Annotated in this window: 21 protein-coding genes; 8 read left to right on the forward strand and 13 right to left on the reverse strand. The window is 68.2% G+C overall.

Annotation, left to right across the window (positions count from 1 at the left end):
* Positions 1–49 precede the first annotated feature (49 nt).
* From ACQUSX_RS04185 to guaB1, 4 genes are all read right to left on the reverse strand, one after another.
* Positions 50–1,114, reverse strand: coding sequence for a hemolysin family protein (locus ACQUSX_RS04185; protein ID WP_428905705.1), 1,065 nt, complete (start codon positions 1,112–1,114; stop codon positions 50–52).
* A complete protein-coding gene (locus ACQUSX_RS04190) occupies positions 1,111–2,427 on the reverse strand; it encodes a hemolysin family protein (protein WP_428905706.1) in 1,317 nt (438 codons plus the stop codon). The genes ACQUSX_RS04185 and ACQUSX_RS04190 overlap by 4 nt, the downstream gene beginning before the upstream one ends.
* Positions 2,428–2,684: 257 nt before the next feature.
* A complete protein-coding gene (locus ACQUSX_RS04195) occupies positions 2,685–3,665 on the reverse strand; it encodes a hypothetical protein (protein WP_428905707.1) in 981 nt (326 codons plus the stop codon).
* A gap of 196 nt (positions 3,666–3,861) precedes the next feature.
* Positions 3,862–5,322, reverse strand: a complete 1,461-nt coding sequence (gene guaB1, locus ACQUSX_RS04200) for a GMP reductase (protein ID WP_428905708.1) — start codon at positions 5,320–5,322, stop codon at positions 3,862–3,864.
* Between the two features lie 163 nt (positions 5,323–5,485).
* On the opposite strand from guaB1, the gene ACQUSX_RS04205 reads away from it, so the two are divergent.
* Positions 5,486–9,145, forward strand: coding sequence for a multifunctional oxoglutarate decarboxylase/oxoglutarate dehydrogenase thiamine pyrophosphate-binding subunit/dihydrolipoyllysine-residue succinyltransferase subunit (locus ACQUSX_RS04205; protein WP_428905709.1), 3,660 nt, complete (start codon positions 5,486–5,488; stop codon positions 9,143–9,145).
* A gap of 72 nt (positions 9,146–9,217) precedes the next feature.
* Here the strand turns inward: ACQUSX_RS04205 and ACQUSX_RS04210 are convergent, their stop codons facing one another.
* From ACQUSX_RS04210 to ACQUSX_RS04220, 3 genes are all read right to left on the reverse strand, one after another.
* Positions 9,218–10,510: a GNAT family N-acetyltransferase gene (locus ACQUSX_RS04210; RefSeq protein ID WP_428905710.1), complete on the reverse strand. Its 1,293-nt coding sequence runs from the start codon at positions 10,508–10,510 to the stop codon at positions 9,218–9,220.
* A 91-nt stretch (positions 10,511–10,601) separates the two neighbouring features.
* Complete coding sequence (locus tag ACQUSX_RS04215; RefSeq protein ID WP_428905711.1) at positions 10,602–10,847, reverse strand: zf-HC2 domain-containing protein; 246 nt, start codon at positions 10,845–10,847, stop codon at positions 10,602–10,604.
* A complete protein-coding gene (locus tag ACQUSX_RS04220) occupies positions 10,844–11,512 on the reverse strand; it encodes a sigma-70 family RNA polymerase sigma factor (RefSeq protein WP_428905712.1) in 669 nt (222 codons plus the stop codon). The genes ACQUSX_RS04215 and ACQUSX_RS04220 overlap by 4 nt, the downstream gene beginning before the upstream one ends.
* Positions 11,513–11,561: 49 nt before the next feature.
* Between ACQUSX_RS04220 and aroA the strand changes: the two genes are divergently transcribed.
* From aroA to bcp, 3 genes are read left to right on the forward strand one after another with little or no spacing between them, the layout of a single operon-like run.
* The gene (gene aroA / locus ACQUSX_RS04225) at positions 11,562–12,887 is read left to right on the forward strand and encodes a 3-phosphoshikimate 1-carboxyvinyltransferase (protein WP_428905713.1); all 1,326 of its coding nucleotides are present in this window, start codon (positions 11,562–11,564) and stop codon (positions 12,885–12,887) included.
* On the forward strand, positions 12,884–13,921 hold the full coding sequence (gene rsgA / locus ACQUSX_RS04230) for a ribosome small subunit-dependent GTPase A (RefSeq protein WP_428905714.1): 1,038 nt from the start codon (positions 12,884–12,886) through the stop codon (positions 13,919–13,921). Before aroA ends, rsgA begins: the two co-directional genes overlap by 4 nt.
* A 9-nt stretch (positions 13,922–13,930) precedes the next feature.
* Positions 13,931–14,407, forward strand: a complete 477-nt coding sequence (gene bcp / locus ACQUSX_RS04235) for a thioredoxin-dependent thiol peroxidase (RefSeq protein ID WP_428905715.1) — start codon at positions 13,931–13,933, stop codon at positions 14,405–14,407.
* Here bcp and ACQUSX_RS04240 read toward each other — a convergent pair whose 3' ends face one another.
* Positions 14,408–14,821 carry a hypothetical protein gene (locus ACQUSX_RS04240; protein WP_428905716.1) on the reverse strand — a complete coding sequence of 138 codons (414 nt, stop codon included), beginning with the start codon at positions 14,819–14,821 and terminating at the stop codon, positions 14,408–14,410.
* 200 nt (positions 14,822–15,021) lie between these two features.
* Here ACQUSX_RS04240 and ACQUSX_RS04245 point away from each other — a divergent pair, with 200 nt between their 5' ends.
* On the forward strand, positions 15,022–15,270 hold the full coding sequence (locus ACQUSX_RS04245) for a WhiB family transcriptional regulator (RefSeq protein WP_071641453.1): 249 nt from the start codon (positions 15,022–15,024) through the stop codon (positions 15,268–15,270).
* 95 nt (positions 15,271–15,365) lie between these two features.
* Here the strand turns inward: ACQUSX_RS04245 and ACQUSX_RS04250 are convergent, their stop codons facing one another.
* Entirely contained in the window at positions 15,366–16,844 is a 1,479-nt protein-coding gene (locus ACQUSX_RS04250; protein ID WP_428905717.1) for a sensor histidine kinase, read from the reverse strand.
* Between the two features lie 47 nt (positions 16,845–16,891).
* Positions 16,892–17,284 carry an Rv3235 family protein gene (locus ACQUSX_RS04255; protein ID WP_428905718.1) on the reverse strand — a complete coding sequence of 131 codons (393 nt, stop codon included), beginning with the start codon at positions 17,282–17,284 and terminating at the stop codon, positions 16,892–16,894.
* A 151-nt stretch (positions 17,285–17,435) separates the two neighbouring features.
* Between ACQUSX_RS04255 and ACQUSX_RS04260 the strand changes: the two genes are divergently transcribed.
* Positions 17,436–18,026, forward strand: a complete 591-nt coding sequence (locus ACQUSX_RS04260) for a hypothetical protein (RefSeq protein WP_428905719.1) — start codon at positions 17,436–17,438, stop codon at positions 18,024–18,026.
* A gap of 15 nt (positions 18,027–18,041) precedes the next feature.
* Here the strand turns inward: ACQUSX_RS04260 and ACQUSX_RS04265 are convergent, their stop codons facing one another.
* On the reverse strand, positions 18,042–18,320 hold the full coding sequence (locus ACQUSX_RS04265) for a helix-turn-helix domain-containing protein (protein WP_428905720.1): 279 nt from the start codon (positions 18,318–18,320) through the stop codon (positions 18,042–18,044).
* A gap of 97 nt (positions 18,321–18,417) precedes the next feature.
* On the opposite strand from ACQUSX_RS04265, the gene ACQUSX_RS04270 reads away from it, so the two are divergent.
* Both ACQUSX_RS04270 and ACQUSX_RS04275 read left to right on the forward strand, forming a co-directional pair.
* Positions 18,418–19,032 (forward strand): CpaB family protein, encoded by a 615-nt coding sequence (locus tag ACQUSX_RS04270; protein ID WP_428905721.1) that lies wholly within the window; start codon positions 18,418–18,420, stop codon positions 19,030–19,032.
* Entirely contained in the window at positions 19,029–20,240 is a 1,212-nt protein-coding gene (locus ACQUSX_RS04275; protein ID WP_428905722.1) for a CpaE/TadZ family protein, read from the forward strand. Before ACQUSX_RS04270 ends, ACQUSX_RS04275 begins: the two co-directional genes overlap by 4 nt.
* Here ACQUSX_RS04275 and ACQUSX_RS04280 read toward each other — a convergent pair.
* Both ACQUSX_RS04280 and secA read right to left on the reverse strand, forming a co-directional pair.
* Positions 20,188–21,411 (reverse strand): pyridoxal phosphate-dependent aminotransferase, encoded by a 1,224-nt coding sequence (locus tag ACQUSX_RS04280; protein WP_428905723.1) that lies wholly within the window; start codon positions 21,409–21,411, stop codon positions 20,188–20,190. The two genes, ACQUSX_RS04275 and ACQUSX_RS04280, sit on opposite strands and share 53 nt — an antisense overlap.
* A gap of 51 nt (positions 21,412–21,462) precedes the next feature.
* Positions 21,463–24,234, reverse strand: coding sequence for a preprotein translocase subunit SecA (secA, locus tag ACQUSX_RS04285; protein ID WP_428905724.1), 2,772 nt, complete (start codon positions 24,232–24,234; stop codon positions 21,463–21,465).
* Positions 24,235–24,340: the final 106 nt, after the last annotated feature.

Below are 24,340 nucleotides of genomic sequence, written 5' to 3' on the forward strand. Positions count from 1 at the left end.
CGGCGCACCCCGGCATCCGATGCGGTGAGCACCGGATGCCGGAGTGAACTCAGCGTCCCGGATATCCGCGACGAGTCGCGTCCTGCACCTCGCCGATGAGCTCCTCGAGGATGTCCTCGAGGAAGAGCACGGCGGTCGTCTCGCCCCTGCTGTCGCGCACCTTGGCGAGGTGGCGGCCAGCGCGGCGCATCGCGGCGAGCGCGTCCTCGAGGTCGGTGTCCTCGTGCACCGGCACCATGTGGTGGATGCGCTTGGACGGCAGCGGCTGATCGACGACGCCGCTCGAGTCGGCTCCCTCGGATGCCCGGAGGATGTCCTTCAGGTGCACGTAGCCGACCGGAGCGCCCTCCGCATCGACGATCACGTACCGCGAGAACCCGTATCGCGCGACCGCCTTCTCGACGTCGTCGGGGGTGGCGGTCTCCGGCAGCGTGATGAGCTCGCCGAACGGCACAGCGACATCCCGTGCCTTCTTGTCGGTGAACTCCACCGCCGCGGCGACGGCGCCCGAGGTGTCGGCCAGCACGCCCTCACGGCGGGAGCGGTCGACGATCGTCGCGACCTCCTCGATCGTGAATGTCGATGCGGCCTCGTTCTTGGGCTCCACCCGGAACAGGCGCAGCACGGCGTTGGCGATGCCGTTGAGCGCCCAGATCACGTGGCGGAACACGCGCGAGACCCACACCAGCGGCGGTGCGAGCACGAGCACCGCGCGATCAGGGATCGAGAACGCGAGGTTCTTCGGCACCATCTCGCCGAACACCACGTGCAGGAACGACACCAGGGCGAGGGTGATGATGAACGACGTCACCGATACGACCGACTCGTCCCAGCCCATCGCGTGCATCGGGATCTCTAGGAGGTGATGGATCGCCGGCTCTGAGACGTTCAGGATCAGCAGCGAGCAGATCGTGATGCCCAGCTGCGAGGTCGCCAGCATGAGCGTCGCGTGCTCCATGGCGTAAAGTGCGGTCTTCGCGGCGCGGGAGCCGCGCTCGGCGAGCGGTTCGATCTGCGAGCGGCGCGCGGAGATGACCGCGAACTCACCGCCGACGAAGAAGGCGTTGGCCGCGAGAAGCACGACCAGCCAGACGAGTCCCATCCAGTCGCTCATCGGTCCACCTCCGTCTCGTCTTCAACAGGATCGGCGGTGTACCGCACGCGATCGACGCGTCGGCCGTCCATCCGCACCACGACGAGAGTGCCGTTCTCGACGCGCACCTGATCGCCGAGGATCGGCACCCGCTCGAGCAGGCTCATCATGTAGCCGCCGACGGTGTCGTACACATCGCCCTCGGGCACCTCGATGCCCGTGCGGGCGAGGAGCTCGTCTGGGCGCAGCTCACCGGGGAAGGTGATCGAACCCTCGCGGCGGACGATGCCGGCGCGGGAGCGGTCGTGTTCGTCCGAGACCTCGCCGACGATCTCCTCGACCAGATCCTCGAGGGTGACGATGCCGGCGGTGCCGCCGTACTCGTCGACGACGACGGCCATCTGGTAGCCCTTCGAGCGCAGTTCGGCGACGAGCCCGTCCAGGTGCACAGTCTCGGGCACCCGCAGCGGCTCGGTGGCCAGAGCGCCGACTGGGACGTCGGCGCGCTTCTCACGCGGGACCGACACGGCAGCCTTCACGTGCACGACTCCGGTGATGTCGTCCAGGTCGTCGCCGTACACCGGGAACCGGCTGTGGCCGGTCCGGCGGGCGAGCTGGATGACGTCATCGGCGGAGTCGCCGACCGAGATCGGGTGCATGCTCGGGCGCGGGGTCATGATGTCGTCCGCCGTCAGGCGCGCGAACGTCAGACTGCGGTCGAGCAGGGTCGCCGTGTCCTTCTCGAGGACGCCCTGGCTGGCGGAGCGGCGCACCAGCGAGGAGAGCTCCTCGGCGCTGCGCGCCCCGGACAGCTCCTCCTTCGGCTCGATGCCGATGGCGCGAAGCACGCCGTTGGCGCTGCCGTTGAGCAGCAGGATCGCGGGTTTGAAGACCGCGGTGAACACTGTCTGGAACGGGATGACGAGCTTCGCTGTCTGCCGCGGCAGCGCGAGTGCGAAGTTCTTCGGCACCAGCTCGCCGATGATCATCGACAGCACGGTGGCGATGAACATGGCCACCGTCACCGAGATCGGCACGGCAGCGGCATCCGGTACGCCCCACGCTTCCATCAGGGGCGCGAGCAGCGTGCTGATCGCCGGCTCCATCGTGTAACCGGTCAGGAGCGTGGTCAGCGTGATGCCCAGCTGCGCGGACGACAGGTGGGTGGAGGTGATCTTCAGCGCCCGGATCGTCATTCCCAGGCGGGTCTCGCCGCGGGCCTGACGCGCTTCGAGTTCAGCCCTGTCGAGATTGACGAGCGCGAATTCGCTGGCGACGAAGAGTCCCGTCCCCACGATGAGCAGGAGCCCCACGCCCAGCATCAGGAATTCCATCAGCTGAAGTCCTCGACCTCAACCAGGAGCGGGCAGTGGGGCGATGTACTACAAGAGGGAGGGTCGTCCATAGTGCGCTCGATCTTACAGAATCCTGATGTGAGACACGCGCGTGTGAGTTGCGTCTTCGCAGTTCGCTTCGCGGAGTCGGATGCCCGGGCATCCGCCCTCATCACTCGCGCTGCACGTTCCTGCATCTGCGCCATCCAACGATGCGGCAGATGCAGGAAACTGCAGCAGAACGCCCTCGAGCATCGTCAGCGACGCAAGTACAGCGAGCGTGGAGGCGGTGGCTGCGTGCTCGGCAGCCCGTCAGCGGTCAGGATGTCGTACAGCTCGCGGGGTCGTCGCAGCGCCGGCGTTCGCCAGCGAGACACGCGACGGACGAGCCGCGCCAGGGCATCCGCCCGATCTTTCTCCTCGATCAGCGCCTGCTCGGGCGTCCGCCCGTCCAGCAGCGCAGGATCGAGGTACTTGCCCACACCGTCGAACTCGCCGATGTGGTCATGATCGGGAAAGTAGAAGTCCGTTCGCGCGGTTCCATGCGGCAGCGCGAACGGCTTCTGCAGGATCGGTCTGGGAAAGCCGAGACGCCTGATCCACACTCTGCTCTGCGTCTCTCGGACGGAGTCGGACAACGCGGTCGCGTCGGACAGAGCATGCTCGATGCGCGCACGACCCTTCGGAGACGCCCGCTTCTCAAGAAGCGCGCGGAGCTCTTCGATGGATGCCAGCGGCCCTCCCGGACGATTCGCCCACAGCGCCTGATCGAGCACGACGACACCCTGCAGATGATCGGTCACGGCCACGATGTCGATGGCCGTCTGCGCTGGTGTCGTGATCAGGTGATCGCGCCAGGCGACGGCATCCACATCATCGATGCCGATGCTGTGGCGACGTATGAGGCCTGATGAGCGACCGCCGCTGCTCGCGCTCACGCGCACGTCGATTCGCTCCGGCCAGGCACCGAGGATGTCCATGCGGTGCACACTGGCGGCGGCGAAGTGCGAGATCACGGCCGGACGCCGCATGCGGTCGGCAGCCTCGATGACCTTCAGCCTGTGCCGGTCGATCCGCGACAGCTTCTGCCATTCGGCGGTGCGCACGAAGGCTCCCGGACCGACTCTGTGCACCCGTTCCGATTCGATCGCGCGACGCAGCTTTCGGTAGTCGGGACGATCGTCGGGCTGATCACGCACACGTCGGATGTCGATAGCTGGGCGTTCTTCGTCGATCATCCCGGAATCGTGGCAAACACGGACAGTGAGTGGTCCGCGGATCACGGAGGCTGTGCACAACTCCTGGAATGCCGCTCGCTGTGCAGAACGATCGATCGTGGCATCCGCTGCAGTTTCCTGCATCTGCGCCATCGAACGATGCGGCAGATGCAGGAAACTGCAACAGGACGACCAGTGACGAATGATCGGACGCGCGCTACCAGCTGACGGGCAGCGCCTTGCCCTCTTCGTAGCCGGAGCTGGACTGCAGCCCCACGAGGGCGCGCTCGTGGAACTCCGGCACCGTCTCCGCACCGGCGTAGGTGAACGAGGACCGCACACCGGAGGTGATCATGTCGAGCAGATCCTCGAGGCTCGGGCGCAGCGGATCGAGGTAGATCATCGACGACGAGATGCCCTCTGCGAACAGCTCCTTGCGGGCCAGTTCGAACGGATCGAGACGCTCGAATCGCGCATGCACCGCCTTGGTGGATGCCATCCCCCACGACTCCTTGTAGGCGCGCCCGTGCTCGTCGTGCAGCAGCCGGCCCGGAGCCTCGATGGTGCCGGCGAACCACGATCCGACCATCACGGAGGCGGCTCCGGCGGCGAGCGCCAGCGCGACATCACGCGGGTAGCGCACTCCGCCGTCGGCCCAGACGTGCGCACCCATGGCTCGCGCCGCCTCTGCGGTCTCGAGCACCGCGGAGAACTGCGGTCGTCCCACAGCCGTCATCATCCGGGTCGTGCACATGGCGCCGGGTCCGACGCCCACCTTCAGGATCGACGCGCCGGCGCCCACCAGATCGCGCACGCCGTCGGCGGTGACGACGTTGCCCGCGATCAGCGGGATGCCCAGATCCAGCTTCGCGACAGCATCCAGCGCCCGCAGCATGCCCTCCTGGTGCCCGTGCGCCGTGTCGACCACGAGCGCGTCGACGCCGGCGGATGCCAGTGCCTTGGCCTTGCCGGTGACGTCGCCGTTGATGCCGATCGCCGCCGCGACGGCCAGCCGGCCGCTGTCATCCACCGCCGGTCGATATAGCGTCGTGCGCAGTGCCGTGCGTGCGCTCAGGGTTCCGACGAGGTGGCCGCGCTCGAGGATGAGCACCATCTCAGCGTCCACCGCGTCGATCACATCGAACGCGGCGCGTCCCTCCTCGATGTCCTCGGCCGACACCGCGTGGGCGCGTTCTCGCACGAGGTCGCCGAGAGCGGCATCCGGCAACGCGGTCGCGAGTCTGGTCGCTGGAAGGATGCCGACGATCTCGTCCTGCGAGAGCGGGGCGTTTCCGGCTCTCTCGGCCACGACGATGCCGTGCCCCGGCGTTGCCGGCAGCAGCCGCAGCGCCTCGGCGACCGTCGCCCTCGGCGAGAGCACCAGCGGCGAGTCCCATCGGGCGGGCTGGCGCTTCACCCAGCGGATCGCCTCGTCGAGCTCCTGCAGCGGCAGATCCTGGGGCAGCACGCCGAGCCCGCCGCGTCTGGCCAGTGTGGCGGCGAGGCGGGGCCCGGTCACGGAGTTCATGTTCGCGGCGACCAGCGGCAGCGTCGCGGGGGTGCCGTCGTGCGGCGTCAGATCCACCTGAAGGCGGCTGCTGACGGCCGAACGCCGTGGCACCAGGAAGACATCGGAGTAGGTCAGATCCACCGTTGGCCGCTCACCCGAGAACTTCATGCATGTCACGCTACTCGCAGCAGGGCGCGCTGTGGCCGTTGCGCACGCGTCCCACAGGCGGATTGGCGTTAGGCTTGATGACTGTTATACGTGCGCGACCGGCGGGGAACACTCGTCATCGGTTCGCGTGCACAGCTTCAGCGACGAAAGAGGGCGATAAAGCGTGTCGAACCAGGTGACCGGCGTCGGTGGCGACGGGGGGTTCGGAGCCAACTCGTGGCTCGTGGACGAGCTGTACGAGCAGTTCAAGAAGGACCGCAACTCCGTCGACAAGGAGTGGTGGCCTGTGCTCGAGAACTACACGCCCGAGTCCAGCGGCCAGACGGCCGCGGCACAGCCCTCGCACCCCGTGACCGCTCCCATCCCGGTGATCGGCGCGCAGCCCGTGGCCCGCACCACGGCCAAGCCCGCCAAGCAGGCCCCGATCCCCGCGCAGGCACCGAAGCCGCAGACGAAGGATGCCGAAGAAGCATCGACCGACGAGGACAAGGTCACGCCGCTGCGCGGCCTGCCCAAGACCCTCGCGGCGAACATGGACCAGTCGCTGACGGTCCCGACCGCCACCAGCGTGCGTACCATCCCCGCGAAGCTGATGATCGACAACCGCATCGTCATCAACAACCACATGGCCCGCACCCGCGGCGGCAAGGTGAGCTTCACGCACCTGATCGGCTGGGCGCTGATCCAGACGCTCAAGGAGTTCCCGAGCCAGAACGTCTTCTATGCAGAGGTCGACGGCAAGCCCTCAGTCGTCGCCCCCGCGCACGTGAACCTCGGCATCGCCGTCGATGTGCCCAAGCCCGACGGCAGCCGCGCTCTGCTGGTGCCGAGCATCAAGCGCGCCGACACGATGACGTTCGGCGAGTACCTCACCGCCTACGAGGACATCATCGCTCGCGCGCGAGGCAACAAGCTGACCGCGGCCGACTTCGCCGGCACCACCGTCTCGCTCACCAACCCCGGCGGCATCGGCACGGTGCACTCGGTGCCCCGCCTGATGAAGGGCCAGGGCTGCATCATCGGCGCCGGCGCCCTGAACTACCCGGCCGAGTTCCAGGGCTCGAGCACGAAGACCCTCACCGAGCTCGGAATCGGAAAGACGATCACTCTGACCAGCACCTACGACCACCGCGTCATCCAGGGTGCCGGCTCCGGCGAGTTCCTGAAGAAGGTGCACGAGCTGCTGATCGGCGAGCGCGGCTTCTACGACGACGTCTTCGCGGCCCTTCGCATCCCGTACCAGCCGATCCGCTGGAACCCCGACATCGCCGTCGACCTCGCCGAGCGCGTCGACAAGCAGTCGCGTGTGCAGGAGCTGATCAACTCCTACCGCGTGCGCGGCCACCTGATGGCCGACATCGACCCGCTCGAGTACGTGCAGCGCTCGCACCCCGACCTCGAGATCGAGAGCCACGGCCTCACCTTCTGGGACCTCGACCGCGACTTCGTCACCGGCGGCTTCGGCGGCAAGCGCGTCATGAAGCTGCGCGACATCCTCGGGGTGCTCCGCGACTCGTACTGCCGGACGCTCGGCATCGAGTACATGCACATCCAGGATCCGGAGCAGCGCCGCTGGTTCCAGGAGAAGGTCGAAGTCAAGTACGTCAAGCCCGGCCATGACGAGCAGCTGCGGGTGCTCCGCAAGCTGAACGAGGCCGAGGCGTTCGAGACCTTCCTCCAGACGAAGTTCGTCGGCCAGAAGCGCTTCTCGCTCGAGGGGGGCGAGTCGCTGATCCCGCTGCTGGACGAGATCCTGCAGGGCGCCGCCACAGCGGGCCTCGACGGCGCCGCCATCGGAATGGCGCACCGCGGCCGTCTGAACGTGCTCACCAACATCGCCGGCAAGACCTACGGGCAGGTGTTCCGCGAGTTCGAGGGCTCTCTGACCCCGGGCAATCAGCGCGGTTCCGGCGATGTGAAGTACCACCTCGGCAACGAGGGCACCTTCATCGCCGAGGACGGCGAGGAGCTGCCGATCTATCTGGCTGCGAACCCGTCCCACCTCGAGACCGTCGACGGCGTGCTCGAGGGCATCGTCCGCGCGAAGCAGGACCGCAAGCCCATCGGCACCTTCGCCTGGCTGCCGATCCTCGTGCACGGCGACGCGGCCTTCGCCGGCCAGGGCGTCGTCGTCGAGACGCTGCAGATGTCGCAGCTGCGCGGCTACCGCACCGGCGGCACCGTGCACGTCGTGGTCAACAACCAGGTCGGCTTCACGACGCTGCCGAACGACTCGCGATCCTCGGTGTACGCCACGGACGTCGCCAAGACGATCCAGGCCCCGATCTTCCACGTGAACGGCGACGACCCCGAGTCGGTCATCCACGTCGCCAAGCTCGCCTTCGAGTACCGCGAGCGCTTCCACCGCGACGTGGTCATCGATCTGGTCTGCTACCGCCGTCGCGGTCACAACGAGGGCGATGACCCGTCGATGACGCAGCCGCTGATGACGGACCTGATCCAGGCGAAGCGCTCGGTTCGCAAGCTGTACACCGACGGCCTGGTCGGCCGCGGTGACATCACCGAGGAGGAGTACGAGCAGGCCAACGCCGACTTCCAGAACCGTCTGGAGATCGCGTTCGCCGAGACGCACGCCGTCGAGACCGGCGCGACCCCGATCGCTCCGGAGCTCAGCCCGGTGGGCGAGCAGGTCGGCTCACCAGAGGTCACCGGCGTCCCGCTCGAGGTCGTCCACCTCATCGGCGATGCGCACGCCAACAAGCCGGACGGCTTCACCGTGCACTCGAAACTCCAGCAGCAGCTCGAGAAGCGCGTGAAGATGAGCCGCGAGGGCAACATCGACTGGGGCTTCGGCGAGCTGCTCGCCTTCGGGTCGCTCCTGGTCGAGGGCACGCCTGTGCGTCTGGCCGGTCAGGACTCGCGTCGCGGCACGTTCGTGCAGCGTCACGCCGTGCTGCACGACCGCGCGAACGGTCAGGAATGGCTCCCCCTGTCAAACCTCTCCGACAGCCAGGGCCGCTTCTTCGTGTATGACTCGCTGCTCAGCGAGTACGCCGCACTCGGCTTCGAGTACGGCTACTCGGTGGAGAACACCGAGGCGCTGGTGCTGTGGGAGGCGCAGTTCGGCGACTTCGCGAACGGCGCCCAGTCCGTGATCGACGAGTACGTCTCGGCCGCCGAGCAGAAGTGGGGCCAGCAGTCCGGCGTCGTCATGCTGCTGCCGCACGGCTACGAGGGTCAGGGCCCCGACCACTCGTCCGCGCGGATGGAGCGCTTCCTCCAGCTGTGCGCGCAGGACAACATGTTCGTGGCGCGCCCGTCGACGCCGGCGTCCTACTTCCATCTGCTGCGCCGCCAGGCGTACGGTCGTCCGCGCAAGCCGCTGATCGTGTTCACCCCGAAGGCGATGCTGCGTCTGCGCGGTGCGACCAGCGCGGTGGAGGACTTCACGCAGGGCCGCTTCGAGCCGGTGATCGACGACGACCGCGGTCTCGACCGCAACGCGGTCAAGCGCGTTCTGGTGCACTCGGGCAAGATCCACTGGGATCTGCGCACCGAGCTGGAGAAGAACCCGAACCCCGAGATCGCCCTGGTGCGGCTGGAGCAGCTGTACCCGACGCCGATCGACGAGCTCAAGGCGATCACCGACTCGTACCCGAATGCCGAGCTGGTGTGGGTGCAGGACGAGCCCGAGAACCAGGGTGCGTGGCCGTTCCTGGCGCTCGAGTTCGCGCCGGTGCCCGGAAGCCGTCAGTTCCGCGCTGTGACGCGTCCCGCCGCCGCCTCGCCGGCGACGGGCTCGTCGAAGGTGCACGCGGTCGAGCAGGTCGCGCTGCTCAAGGAGGCGCTGACGCTCGGCTGATCGCTCGAATTCAGAGATGACGGATGCCGTCGCTCCCCATCCGGGGCGACGGCATCCGTCATCTCCTGTGAGTCAGTACCAGATGCCCAATACGGGTGCGGGGTCGGTGCTGAAGGCGTGGCTCAGCGCAGCGATCGCGGTGTCCTCGCCGTGCACCCGGCCCGCCGCCGCCAGGCGCGACAGCGGCTCTCCCCCAGCGTAGGCCGCAGAAAGCTCGACGATCCCGAGCGTGACCTGCGGGTCAGCGTCCGTCGCCGTCACCGTCGTGCGTCCCTCGGCGTCGACCGTGATCCGCCAGACGCCATCGGCGAAGCCGAGGACGTCTTCGACCCGCAGCACGGCATCGACGGATGCCCGGTAGGTGCGCGCCTGAAGCGCCGCGGGCACGTCGAGCACGCGGAGCCAGCCGTGATCGTGTACCTCGGTCGTCACGGCGCGCTGGTCGGCGACCAGCCACGGCAGCGGGTCGTCCACCGGGCGCAGGTCGACCACGGCACGATCGACGAGGTCGTGCTGGACCGTGAACTGCCACAGCGCGCGCAACGCCTCATCCGTGGCGGCCTGCATGGTGCGGATCCGCAGTTCGGCCCGGAAGGCGCCGGGGATCTCCGCGAGCCGGTACGCCATGGCTCCCTGCACGACGCCGTCGGCGTCGAGATAGCGGATGCCGCGGACCTCCGCGGCTTCCTTGTCGCCCTCGGCGAGGCCCGCCATGCGCTGCCAGCGTCCTCGCCAGCCGGCGACCTGACCGGCGCGGCTCGTGCGCGAGCGCTCGTGCAGCGTCTCCAGGTCGTCGGCGAGAGTCTGCTTGTCGGAGTACACCACACGGCCCAGTGTCGGCTCGGCCGTCCATCCTGCTCGCCTGGTGTCGATCGTGACGCGCGCGACCGGGACGGCGGATCCGAAGCCGTAGCGGCTGTAGATCGTCGCCTCGGACACGGTGAGACCCGCGACCGGGACACCGGTCGAGGCAGCGGCGCGCAGCTCGCCCTCCAGCAGTGCGCGTGCGATCCCGCGGCGGCGGTGGGTTCCCGAGACCGTGACCGAGCTGATCGCCCACATCGGAATCTCCCCGCCGGGCACGGTCAGCGGAGTCACCCAGGAGTTCACCGTGGCGATCGGCCAGCTGCCTGCGGACTCGTCGTAGACGCCGATGTTCCGGCGCTCCCGCATCGTCTCGCGCATCTGCGCCACGACCGCCTCGGTGGGATCCTCATCGAGGAAGCCACGGGCGTCCGCTCGCAGGAAGCCCTCGGCGTCGGCATCGACCGTCATATCGGCGATGCGGTAGTCCAAACCGCTCTCGTGCAGGCGGCGCTGCGATTCGGTGTCGACGGGGACGATGGTCTCTTCCGGTGCGGTCATCCAACCAGACTACGGGCAGCGCGCCGCCGGCCCACCTAGTGAGACGTGCTCTGCACGATGCCTAATGAGACGTGCTCTGCACGATGCCTACCTAGTGAGACGTGCTCTGCACGATGCGCAGTCGCGCGAAGACCTGCGCGCGCAGCTCTTCGGGCGCGGTCTCCTTGCAGGCGCGGGCGACGACCTCGGTCAGGGTCTTCGCCACGAGCGCCTCGTCCTGGCACGACACGCAGTTGTCCAGGTGCTCTCGGATGTCGGAGTGCTCGGTCGCGCAGATCTCGTTGCGGAGGTACTCCTCCAGATCCTTGCGCGCCTTCTCACAGCCGCAGTCGCTCATTTCCTGCTCCTCGGTTCAGCCGCGACGATCCCTCGCTCGGCGGCGTAGTCTGCCAGCAGCTCCCGCAGCATCCGTCTGCCACGGTGCAGACGGCTCATCACGGTGCCGATGGGCGTCTTCATGATGTCGGCGATCTCCTGGTAGGAAAATCCCTCGACATCGGCGAGGTAGACCGCGAGGCGGAAGTCCTCGGGCACCTCCTGCAGCGCATCCTTGACGACGGATGCCGGCATGCGGTCGATCGCCTCCGCCTCAGCCGAGCGGCCGTGCGTGGCGGTCGTCGACTCGGCGCCGCCGAGCTGCCAGTCCTCGAGCTCGTCGATGGTTCCCTGGAACGGCTCGCGCTGACGCTTGCGATAGATGTTGATGTACGTGTTCGTGAGGATGCGGTACAGCCACGCCTTGAGGTTCGTGCCCTGTGCGAACGAGGACCATGCCCCGTACGCCTTCACGAAGGTCTCCTGCACCAGGTCAGCGGCGTCGGCGGGATTGCGCGTCATGCGCATCGCCGCGGCGTAGAGCTGATCCATGAAGGGGATCGCCTGCTCCTCGAAATCGCGTCGAGGATCGCTGGATGCTGTCTCGTCCATCACCGGCCAGTCTAGGTGCGCGAGCTCGGCGATGTCGGTGAAGTCGACTGGATCACGAGTCAGTATCGCTGTCATCGGTCACGCCCCTCTCCGGATGTCGCAGGCTTCACTAGGCTATGAACCGATGAGCACTCCACGGTATTCCCCCGCCCCAGCCCGAGGCTCGTACCTCGCGCCGGACGTCGACCTGCCTGTGCACGCGTCCGTCACCATCCCCGGTTCGAAGTCCCTGACCAACCGCGAGCTGATGATCGCAGCGATCGCCGATGGTCCCGGCCGTCTGCTGCGCCCGCTGCATTCCGACGACTCCCGCCGCATGATCGACGCCCTGCGTCTGCTCGGCGTCGGCATCGAGGAGGTGCCGTCCGACGGCGAATTCGGACCCGACCTGCTCGTGACGCCCGCACCGCTCGGCGGGGGCGTCACGATCGACTGCGGTCAGGCCGGCACCGTCATGCGCTTCATCGCCCCTCTGGCCGGGATCGCACGCGATGACGTGCACCTCACCGCAGACGAGAATGCTCTGCACCGCCCGATGGGCGCGATCATCACCGCCCTGCGCGACCTCGGCGTCGACGTCGACGACGAGGGCAATTGGTCGCTGCCGTTCACGGTGCGCGGTCGCGGCCGCGTGCGGGGCGGACGCGTCGAGATCGACGCCTCCGGCTCCAGCCAGTTCGTCTCGGGTCTGCTGCTGGCCGCTCCCCGCTTCGACGTCGGTCTGCACCTCGTGCACACCGGGAAGTCGCTGCCGAGCCTGCCGCACATCGACATGACCATCGAGTGCCTCAGCCGCCGGGGCATCCGCATCGAGCGTCCCGCCGTCGGCGAATGGCTGGTCGAGGCGGGAACGCCACGCGGCAAGGACATCGCGATCGAGCCCGACCTCTCCAATGCCGCGCCCTTCCTGGCCGCCGCTCTTGTCACCGGCGGCGAGGTCACCGTCTCCGGCTGGCCGCTGCACTCCACCCAGCCCGGCGCGCTGCTGCCGGAGATCCTGCACGCGATGGGTGCCCACACCAGTCGCCATGCCGGCGCACTCACGGTGCGCGCCGGCGACGGCATCCGAGGTCTCGATCTCGACCTCTCCGCGGCGAGCGAGCTGACTCCGACGATCGCCGGGCTCGCCGCCTTCGCCGACGGCCCCACCACGATCCACGGGGTCGGCCACATCCGCACGCACGAGACCGACCGCATCGCGGCTCTGATCGGCAATCTGCGCGCGCTCGGCGGCGAAGCCGAGGAGCTGCCGGACGGGCTGCGGATCATCCCGCGTCCGCTGCACGGCGGCGTGTGGCCGGCGCACCACGATCACCGCATGGCGACGACGGGTGTGCTGATCGGTCTGCGGGTGCCGGGCGTGGAGGTCGATGACATCGGCACCACCTCGAAGACGCTCCCCGAGTTCACCCAGCTGTGGGAGCGGATGCTGAAGGGCGCCATCGCGTGAGCTGGCTGGGCGACGAGCTCGACGACTTCGAGGAGTTCGACGAGAGCAGCATCCGCACTCGCCCGAATCCGAAGGCCAATCGCCCGCGCACCAAGCGCCGACCTGCCCATGAAGACGCTCAGATCGGCCGAATCCTCGGCGTGGACCGCGGTCGCTACAGCGTGCTGCTCGACGAGGACGGCCCCGACGAGCGCGCCGTCATCGCCGCGCGCGCCCGCGAGCTGCGCCGCACCCCGATCGTCACCGGCGACCGCGCGCGGATCGTGGGCGACACCTCCGGCGACGAGGGCACCCTCGCGCGCATCGTCGGCATCGTCGAGCGCACGTCGCTGCTGCGACGCAGCGCCGACGACACCGACCAGGTGGAGCGCGTCATCGTCGCGAACGCCGACCAGATGCTCGTCGTCGTCGCGGCCGCCGACCCCGAACCGCGCGCTCGTCTGGTGGACCGCTACCTGGTGGCGGCTCTGGACGCCGGCATCCGTCCGCTGCTCGTCGTGACGAAGACCGACCTCGCCGATCCCGCAGACTTCCTCTCGCACTTCGAAGGACTCGATCTGCGGGTGTTCACCAGTTCCCGCGGCGAGATGCCGCTGGATGAGATCGGCGCCGCGCTGATCGGCCACTCGACGGTCTTCGTCGGCCATTCCGGCGTCGGCAAGTCGACGCTGGTCAACGCGCTGGTTCCGGATGCCCGCCGCGCCACCGGGCACGTCAACGAGGTCACCGGGCGAGGGCGGCACACCTCGTCGTCCACAGTCTCGCTGCGCTACACCTCAGCGAGCGGCAGCGGCTGGGTGATCGACACCCCCGGTGTCCGCTCGTTCGGCCTCGGGCACGTCGATCCGGCGAACATCCTGGCCGCGTACACCGAGCTCGCCGAGATCGCCGAGAACTGCCCGCGTGGGTGCACACACCTCGCAGATGCCGAGGACTGCGCCCTCAACGAGGCGGCGGCCGACGGCACGCTCGGCGAGACGGGCAGGGCCAGGCTGGACTCGCTGCAGAGGCTGCTGACGACCTTCGGCGGCTAGGGTGAAGGTGTGACGACTACGCGCCTCGAACCCGGTACCCCCGCCCCCGACTTCTCGCTGCTCAACCAGGACGGCGAGACCGTCGCGCTCTCATCGCTGCGCGGGCAGAAGGTGATCCTGTACTTCTACCCAGCCGCCATGACGCCGGGCTGCACCACCCAGGCGTGCGACTTCCGCGACAGCATCGCCTCGCTGCAGGCATCCGGCTACACGGTGGTCGGCGTCTCGCGCGACGAGCCTTCCAAGCTGCGCGAGTTCCGCGAGCGCGACGGGCTCCCGTTCACGCTGCTCAGCGACCCTGATCACGCCGTGCACAGCGCCTATGGCGTGTGGGGCGAGAAGATGAACTACGGCAAGGTCGTCGAGGGCGTCATCCGCTCGACCTTCGTCATCGACGAGGGCGGCGTGATCGAGGTGGCGCAGTACAACGTCAAAGCCACCGGCCACGTCGCGCGTCTGCGCAAGACGCTCGGCGTCGACGCCTGATCAGTCCTCGCTGTCGGCGGCGCGCTGCTGCAGACGCGGATCGGATGACCCGTCCCTGCGCGTCGTGGCGATCAGGAGCGCGAAGCCGACCAGCGCGGTGACGCCGACGCCGAGGATGAAGGTCCACGGCTTCGGCTCGATGCTCAGCGCACCGAGGGAGAGGGCCAGACCCAGCACCTGGACAAGGATCCCACCGGAGCGCGCCCAGGATGCCTTGCGGAGCGTCCCGACCGCGAACACGCCGAGGAGAGCCGCGGCGACCAGCGTGAGCACGATCAGCGCCACGGCGCTCATCGTGCTCCCCGTCGCCCCCGAGCCGAGAGCGAACAGCTCGATCAGCGCGACGACGGCGATGGCGATGGCTTCGAATGTGAGCACGGCTGCTGCGGCGATGGCGGGGCCGGAAGGGCGCACGCGAACTCCTCCCAAGAGTTGTCACAAAACCCTTGATCTCAGATTGTTTCTGTAACACAATAGACAAAGCCATGTGCTCCCACATCGGAGTGGGGCGGGCATCAGCCTGCATCACCAGGGTAGCTGACCCCCGATCCGCGCCCTAACTAGAGTGCCGCGAAATCGGCAACCACACCGAACACCTATTTGAGGAGCCATCTATGGACTGGCGCGATAAAGCCGCCTGCCTGACCGTCGACCCCGAGCTGTTCTTCCCCGTCGGGAACACCGGACCGGCCGTCGACCAGATCGAGAAGGCCAAGGCCGTCTGCGCCACCTGCACGGTGACCGAGATCTGCCTGCAGTACGCCCTGGAGTCCGGGCAGGACTCGGGCGTGTGGGGCGGTCTCTCCGAAGACGAGCGCCGCGCTCTCAAGCGCCGCGCAGCGCGCGCCCGCCGCGCAGGCTGAAGCACCGAGAGACGAACGCACAAGCGCCGGCCGGATCCGTCAGGATCCACCCGGCGCTTCTGCGTTCAGCCCGCGCAGGGCCGGGCGAGCGCGCCTCAGGCGAGGATCCACCGCATCGGGATCTCGATGATCACCTGTGTGCCCTCGCCCTCGTTGCCCTTCCACTCGATGGTGCCGCTGAGCTCGCCCTGGATGAGGGTGCGGACGATCTGGGTCCCGAGTCCCTGCCCCACCCTGCCCTCGGGCAGCCCGTGGCCGGTGTCCGTGACCGTCACGCGCAGCAGCTCCGAGGTGCGGGTCGCCTCGATGTTGACGATGCCCTCCTGACCCGCCAGACCGTGCTCCACGGCATTCGTGACGACCTCCGTGAGCGCGAGGGCGAGCGGTGTGGCGTACTCGCTCGGCAGCACGCCGAATCGCCCCTCTCGCTGGGTGCGTGCGCGGGTGTTCGGCGCTGCGGCCACCTCTGCCACGAGCTTGAGCACCCGGTCGAAGACCTCGTCGAAGTCGACCGTCTGCGCCAGTCCGCTGGCGAGGGTGTCATGCACGACTGCGATCGACTCGACGCGGCGCATCGCCTGCGTCAGGGCCTCGCGGGCCTCCTCGGAGTGGGTCCGGCGCGCCTGGATGCGCAGCAGCGAGGCCACCGTCTGGAGGTTGTTCTTGACCCTGTGGTGGATCTCGCGGATCGTCGCGTCCTTGGTGATGAGCTCCTGCTCCTGGTGCCGCAGCTCTGACACGTCCCGGCACAGCACGATCGCACCGATGCGCGTGCCGTGATCCTTCAGCGGGATGGCGCGAAGCGACACGGTGACACCGCGCGCCTCCATGTCGGTGCGCCAGGGCGCCCGCCCGGTGACGACCACCGGCAGGGATTCATCCACCTGCCGCGCCGGCGGCACCAGGCGCGTGGTCACCTCGGCGAGGGACTCCCCCTCGAGCTCATCGTCGAAGCCCATCCGGTTGAACGCCGACAGCGCGTTAGGGCTGGCGAACGTGGTGATGCCGTCGACGTCGAGCCGGATCAGACCATCGGATGCCCGGGGTGCGCCGCGCCGCGGCGCCGTCGGTGCCGCGAGGTCGGGGAACTCCCCGGACGTGATCATCCGGAACAGGTCGTTGGCACACTCATCGAAGCTGATCTGCTGACGTGACGGCGTGCGGACCTCGCCGAGGTTCGTGTGCCGCGAGAGGACGCCGATGACCTCCCGCTCGTCCTTTCCCGCGACGCGCACGATCGGCACCGCCCGAACGCGTGTCGGGGTCTCCTCGAACCAATCCGGGGAGGATGAGTCGACGATCGTGCCGGACTCGAACGCGGACTGCACCTGTGTGCGCCACTGCGGGCGCACTTTCTCGCCGACCAGATCGCGGTAGAAGAGCGTCGCAGCCCCGCTGGGGCGCGAGTGCGTCACGGCGATGAACGATCCATCGGCCGTCTGGATCCAGATGACCATGTCGGCCGAGGCGAGGTCGGCGAGCAGCTGTCCGTCGCCGGCGAGCCGGTGCAGCCATTCGACGTCTGCTTCGGTCAGAAGGCCCTGGGCGTGGACGAGATCACTGAGCGTTGACACCTGTTCAGCCTACTGTGGTGCCGCCGCGCTGCCGTGGATGCGCGCGCTCAGAGCACCGCCAGCGAGCTGGCGCGCCAGCGCCCGTCAAGACCCTCCAGGCGAATGGCGACCGCACGCGTGCGACCCGGGCCGGCGACCACTATCGCCGCCTCGACTGCGCTGTCGACCGGAGAGCTCTGATGGATGGACAGGATGCGGAATGCGGGCCGCGTCGGCGCGAGGCCCCTGGCGCTGCGCGCCCTGGCCGACAGGTTGGCTCGGGTGACGAGCGCCCGGAAGGCTTCTTCGCTGAACCAGCGGGCGAGCTGGTCGACCTCTCGGACGCCGGCGAGAACTTCGAGCACGCCTTGAGTGAGACTCCGCAGCAGCGGCACGGGATCGGGCAGATCAGCGGCAGAAGTGGGCTGTGGAGCGAAGTACTCACTCAACGTCGTCGTCATTCTCGTGCCCCCGGCCGTGCAGCTCATCGATGATCCATTGCGTAGCGAACTTCAGAAGAGTAGACCACGGTGAAACGCGAGACGGAAGAGCGAAACCGGATCTGTGGATAACTCCCGCGGGGCCTCATCCGCGTCCCCTACTGTCATACGGGTGGATTGGGAGCATCTCTTCGATGACCTGGAAGGTCAGCTCGCAGCGGAGTGGGAGGCCGAGCGCGCCGCCCTCGATGCCGAGTCCGAGCGACTGCGCATCTCGAAGCTCACCCTGCATGACCGACTGCGGGTCATGGCCGCGTCCGGCAGCCCCGTGCAGCTGCAACTCGTCGACGGATCACGTCGGAGCGCGTCGGTGCGCGCCGTCGGCGCCGACTGGATCGGAATCGGGTCCGATGACGACAGCCGACTGCGCATCGTGCCGATTCCGGCGATCGTGTCGCTGGGCGTGGATCACGGCACCCTGCTGTCCAGCCTCACTGCGCCGACGGGCGAGGCGGGACTGCGCGGACGGATGTCGTTCGGGTTCGTCCTGCGGGACATCGCGCGCCGCCGCACTCCCGTCACCGTCGGCCTCGGCTCCGGCGATCCGATGCACGGCTCGATCGACCGCGCCGGAGCGGATCACCTCGATCTCGCGCTGCATGACGCGGACGAGGTCCGCCGAGCCCGTGCGGTCCGCGGCTTCCGCAGCATCCCGTTCACGGCCGTCGCCTGGGTGCGGCTCGAAGGAGCAGCCGACCTCTGAGCTGTGAGCTGTGGCTCAGTCGCGGCGCAGCGGAGTGGTGCCCCAGACCTCGGGGAAGCTCGCCTCGTTCGCCTGCCGCCACAGCGCCATGCGCCGGGCCTCTTCGGACTGCTCGGCGAGGTATTCGGCGAGGCTCGATTCCTCAACCCGCCATCGGGGTGGTGAGCCGAGCTGCGACCCGCGCAGTCGCCCGTCCTGCACGAGGGCGATGACCTCATCGACCTCGATGCTGAGCAGCTCGGCGACCTGCGCGGGCGCGAGGAAGCGAGGAGCCGTTCCGGATGCTTCGGGCATGTTCTCATTGTCCCCCGTCCGGTCCGCGCGCGACCAGCCGTGTCCGCACCTGTGGATAACTTTTCCGCGACTCCGGTGGATCTGTGACGATGACTGCATGATGCACTCCCGTGCCCGAAGGCCTGTCTTCGGCGATGTCCGCTTCATCATCGGCGTCGTCCTCGTCATCGCTTCCGTCGCCGGCGTCTGGCTGCTCGTTTCGTCTTCGCGGCAGACCACGCCCGTGCTGCAGGCGACCCGAACCGTGGTGCTGGGCGAGACGATCGACTCCGGAGACCTCCAGGTCGTCGATGTCGGTCTGGGTGTGCTCACGGACGCGTACCTCGCCCCGCAGGATCTCGAGCCCGGTTCCGTGGCGATCAGGACGCTGTCCTCGGGCGAGCTCGTACCGCTGTCCGCCGTCGGACCCGCCGAAGACGCCCGCACCACCACCGTCGTCGTGAACAGCATCACGACGCCCGATGGCGTTGGCGCCGGGACCGTTGTCGAGCTGTGGCACGCGCCGCTGCACAAGGACGGCCGCTCCTTCGACGAACCGCGGATCCTCGTCGGCGACGCCGTGGTCGTCGCCGTCGCGGAGGCGGATGGGATGCTGGCTCAGAGCCGCACCGATGTCGAGGTCGTGATCGACCGCGCTGATGTCGCCGCCGTTCTCGCTGCGATCACCGGCGAGGATGCCATCTCGATCATCCCGGCGGGATCGGGCTCGTGACATCGGTTCTGATCGCAGCCGCCGGTGATGACGCGCGAATGCTGGCATCCGATCTCGAGCTGGAGGGCGTCGAGGTCGACCTCATCGCCCCCGATCAGCTGACCGACACCTCACTCGTCGGCCGGGACGCCCTGCTTCTGGAGCCCACCCGCGGCATGCTGACGCCCGATCTGGTCAGTGCATGTGATCGCGCCGGCGTGCGCCTGATCCCCATCGGCGCCGCCGACAGCCGTCTGGCGGCGCGATTCGGCCTGGCCGATCCGCTGCCGTACGACTCCCCCGCGTCGCGCTTCGTCCAGGCGCTCTCCGCGGGTGAGCCGGCCTCCACAACCGATGCCGGCGCACAGCGGCCGTCTCGGGTGATCGCCGTATGGGGCCCGCACGGGGCGCCGGGGCGCTCCACCCTCGCCATTCAGCTCGCGGTCGAACTCGCCCGCGCGGGACGGCGCACCGCACTCGTCGACGCCGACAGCGTGGCCCCGTCGGTGGCGCTGCAGCTCGGTCTCGGCGACGAATCGCCCGGCCTGGCCGCAGCGTGTCGTCGTGCCGAGCTCGGCAGTCTCGACGTCGCAGAGCTCTCGCGACTGTCGACCGCCGTCGAGACCTCGGGCGGCACGATCGACGTCCTGAGCGGACTGAACCGCCCGAGCCGATGGCCCGAGCTCGCCGGCGGCCGTCTGCGCACGACACTCGGTGTATGCCGGAGCGCGCTCGACGAGACGGTCGTCGACGTGTCTGCCGCATTCGACGAGGATGACGATCCGCTCGATCCGCTCGCACCAGCCCGCCATGCCGCCACCGCCGCGACGCTGCTGGAGGCGGATGAGGTCGTGGCGGTGCTGTCAGCCGATCCGCTCGGCGTGAGCAGGTTCCTGCGCGGCCAAGCCGAGCTGCGCCATCTCGTCGGCGACACCCCGGTCACCGTCGTCGCGAACCGCGTGCGCCCCGGGCCGCTGGGAATCGACTCCCGAGGTCAGATCCGCCGCACGCTCGACCGCTTCGCGGGCATCCAGGACGTCGCGTTCGTCCCCTACGACCAGCGCGCCGCGGACGCTGCTGCGCTGCACGCCAGAGCGATCGCGGATGTGATGCCCCGCTCCCAGCTCGTGTCGGCCGTGCGGCGCGTGGCAGCCAGCCTCGGCGCACGGCAGCCGGTCACTGCCGGTAGCTCGCGAGGAAGTTCCCGAGCCGCTCGACGGCTTCGCTGAGCACCCGCGCCTCGGGCAGTGTCACGATGCGCAGGTGATCGGGGGTCGGCCAGTTGAAACCGGTGCCCTGCACCAGAAGGATCTTCTCCGACACCAGCAGATCGTAGACGAGCTTGGCGTCGTCGCGGATCTCGTGCACGTTCGGGTCGAGCCGCGGGAACGCGTAGAGCGCTCCCTCGGGCTTCACACAGCTGACGCCCGGAATGGCTTCCAGGCCTTCCCAGGCGATATCGCGCTGCTCGTGCAGCCGACCGGTCGGTGCGATCAGCGCATCGATCGACTGCACGCCGCCGAGCGCGGCCTGCACCGCATGCTGCGCCGGGACGTTCGGGCACAGCCGGGTCGAGGCGAGCAGTGTGATCCCCTCGAGGAAGCCCTTCGCGTGCGATTTCGGACCGGTGATCACGAGCCAGCCGGATCGGTAGCCGGCGACGCGGTACGTCTTCGACAGGCCGTTGAACGTCAGGCACAGCAGGTCGGGAGCGACCGTCGCGGTGGGGATGTGCTGAGCGTCGTCGAAGAGGATGCGATCGTAGATCTCATCGGAGAGCAGCAGCAGCTGATTCTCACGGGCGATCTGCGCGAGTCCTTCGAGGACCTCCCGCGAGTAGACCACTCCGGTCGGGTTGTTCGGGTTGATGATGACGATCGCCTTGGTCTGCGGCGTCACCTTCGAGCGGATGTCCTCGAGATCGGGCTGCCAGCCGTTCTCCTCATCGCAGAGGTAGTGCACCGGCGTGCCGCCGGCGAGGGAGGTCATCGCCGTCCACAGCGGATAGTCCGGTGCCGGGATGAGCACTTCGTCGCCTTCGTCCAACAGCGCCTGCATCACCATCGTGATGAGTTCGGACACACCGTTTCCGAGGTAGACGTCATCCGGGTCGAAGCGCGGGAATCCCTCGATCTCCTCGTAGCGGCTCACGACGGCGCGGCGTGCGGAGATGACGCCCTTGCTGTCGCTGTAGCCGTGCGAACTCGGCAGCGCCGCGAGCATGTCCCGGACGATCTGGTGAGGTGCCTCGAAGCCGAAGATCGCCGGGTTCCCGGTGTTCAGCTTGAGGATCTGGTGGCCCTCGGCCTCCAGCCGCGCCGCCTCGACCAGTGCCTTGCCGCGGATCTCGTAGAGAACGTTCTTCAGCTTGGAGGACTGGTCCAGGGTTCGGCGGGTCATTCGCCCAGGATACCGGGGCGCGCGAGCGCCCCGGTCCACGTGGAGTGGGCGTCAGTTCTTCCGGCGCTCCTGCGCACGACGCTGCTGCCGGTTCGCCGCGGGGGCGTCGGCCGGGGCATCCGTCGGCTGTCCGAACGCGCCGCGTGTCTCGCCTGCGTCGCCGGCCTTGCGCAGTCTCGCGGTGGCCGCCTGCTGCACCTGGCCGCGCTCGTTGCGCACCTCGACGTCGCCCGAGTCGTTCGGGGCGGAGTACTCGAGCTTCTGCTCGGGCTGGGCGTCGATGAGCCCCTTCGCCTCGACCTCGGGCTGGTCGCCTGCGCGGCGCACCTCGACCTCGAGGTTGTAGAGGTAGCCGACCGACTCCTCCTTGATCTGGCCCATCATCGACTGGAACATCGCGTATCCCTCGCGCTGATACTCGATCAGCGGGTCGCGCTGCGCCATCGCGCGCAGTCCGATGCCGTCCTTCAGGTAGTCCATCTCGTAGAGGTGGTCGCGCCAGCGGCGATCCAGCACCTGCAGCACGACGCGGCGCTCCAGCTCGCGGGTCGCGGCCTCGCCGAGCGTCTCCTCGCGCTTCTCGTACGCGATCAGCGCGTCGGAGAGCAGCTCTCGCTTGAGACCGGCGGCGCTGATGCCGCCCTTGCGATCGCCGGCCTCGGCGACGACCTCGTCGATGGAGACATCCATCGGATAGAGGGTCTTCAGCTCGGTCCACAGCGCGTCGAAGTCCCAGCTCTCGGTGTGCCCCTCGCTGGTGTGGTCGTCGACCACTCCCCCGATGGCGTCCTCGATGAAGTGCCGGACACGGTCGGCGATGTCGTCTCCGTGCAGGATCTGACGCCGATCGGCGTAGATGGCCTCGCGCTGGCGGTTGAGGACGTCATCGTACTTGAGGACGTTCTTGCGCATCTCGGCATTGCGCGCCTCGACCTGCGACTGGGCGCTGCGAATCGCGCGGCTGACGAGGCCCGACTCGATCGGCACGTCGTCGGGGAAGTTGGTGCGGGCGAGGATCGCCTCCGCCGCACCCGACTGGAAGAGCCGCATCAGGTCATCGGTGAGACTCAGGTAGAAGCGGCTCTCGCCGGGGTCGCCCTGACGACCAGAGCGTCCGCGCAGCTGGTTGTCGATGCGGCGGGATTCGTGGCGCTCCGTGCCGAGCACGTAAAGGCCACCGGCCTCGGCGACCTTCTCGCCATCCTCGGCCACCTTCTTCTTCATCGCCTCGTAGGTCTCGTCCCACGCGGCCTCGTACTCCTCCGGAGTCTCCTCCGGGTCGAGGCCCTTGGACTTCAGTTCCTGCACGGCGAGGAACTCGGCGTTGCCGCCGAGCATGATGTCGGTACCGCGGCCGGCCATGTTGGTGGCAACGGTGACGGCACCGAGCTTTCCGGCGAGCGCGACGATCTCGGCCTCGCGAGCGTGGTTCTTGGCGTTGAGGACCTCGTGCTTGACGCCCTTCTTGGCGAGCAGGCGCGAGAGGTACTCGCTCTTCTCGACGCTGACGGTTCCGACCAGGACCGGCTGGCCGGTCACGTGACGCTCGGCGATGTCTTCGACGACCTGGGCGAACTTGGCCTGCTCGTTCTTGTAGACGAGATCCGGCTGGTCCTTGCGGATCATCGGGCGGTTCGTCGGGATCGGGACGACGCCGAGCTGATACGTCGACATGAACTCGGCGGCCTCGGTCTCGGCGGTGCCGGTCATGCCTGCGAGCTTGTCGTACAGGCGGAAGTAGTTCTGCAGCGTCACCGTTGCCAGCGTCTGGTTCTCGGCCTTGACCGGCACGGCCTCCTTGGCCTCGATCGCCTGGTGGATGCCCTCGTTGTAGCGACGGCCGACCAGGATGCGGCCGGTGTGCTCGTCGACGATCATGACCTCGTCGTTCATCACGACGTAGTCGGTGTCCTTCTTGAACAGCGCGATCGCCTTGATCGAGTTGTTCAGGAACGAGATCAGCGGAGTGTTCGCCGACTCGTAGAGGTTGTCGATGCCGAGGTAGTCCTCGACCTTCTCGATGCCGGGCTCGAGCACGCCGACGGTGCGCTTCTTCTCGTCGACCTCATAGTCGACCCCCGCCTCGAGAGTGCGCGCGATCTTGGCGAACTCGGTGAACCACCGGTTGGCCTCGCCCGAGGACGGACCCGAGATGATCAGCGGGGTGCGCGCCTCGTCGATGAGGATCGAGTCGACCTCGTCGACGATGGCGAAGAAGTGCTCGCGCTGAACCAGGTCTTCCTTGCGCCACGCCATGTTGTCGCGCAGGTAGTCGAAGCCGAACTCGTTGTTGGTGCCGTACGTGATGTCGGCGCCGTACTGCTGGCGACGCACCTCGGGGTTCTGACCCGAGACGATCGTGCCGGTGGTCATGCCCAGCGCGCGGTGCACGCGGCCCATCAGCTCCGACTGGTACGAGGCGAGGAAGTCGTTCACCGTGATGATGTGCACGCCCTTGCCCGCGATGGCGTTCAGGTACGAGGGGAAGGCGGCGACGAGGGTCTTGCCCTCACCGGTCTTCATCTCGGCGATGTTGCCGAAGTGCAGCGCCGCACCACCCATGATCTGCACATCGTAGGCGCGCATTCCGAGCGTGCGGCGCGCGGCCTCGCGGACGGCGGCGAAGGCCTCGGGCATCAGCTGGTCGAGGGTCTCGCCCTTCTCGAAGCGCGCGCGCAGTTCCGCGGTCTCGCCGCGCAGCTCGTCATCGGTGAGCTTCTCGAAGTCGTCTTCCAGCGCGTTCACGGCTTTCGCGACCTGCTTCAGGCGCCGAAGGATTCGACCTTCACCGGCGCGCAGCAGCTTCTCGAGAGGATTCGCCACGGATGTCTCCCTTGGGTATTCGGCCCGGCGAACGTTCCACGCCGGACATACCGTGCCATGTTACCGGCCAGTGACCTGCGCATGCTGTGGACGAGCAGGTTCTGCA

The sequence above is a fragment of the Microbacterium alcoholitolerans genome, assembly GCF_050408615.1.
Lineage (GTDB): Bacteria > Actinomycetota > Actinomycetes > Actinomycetales > Microbacteriaceae > Microbacterium.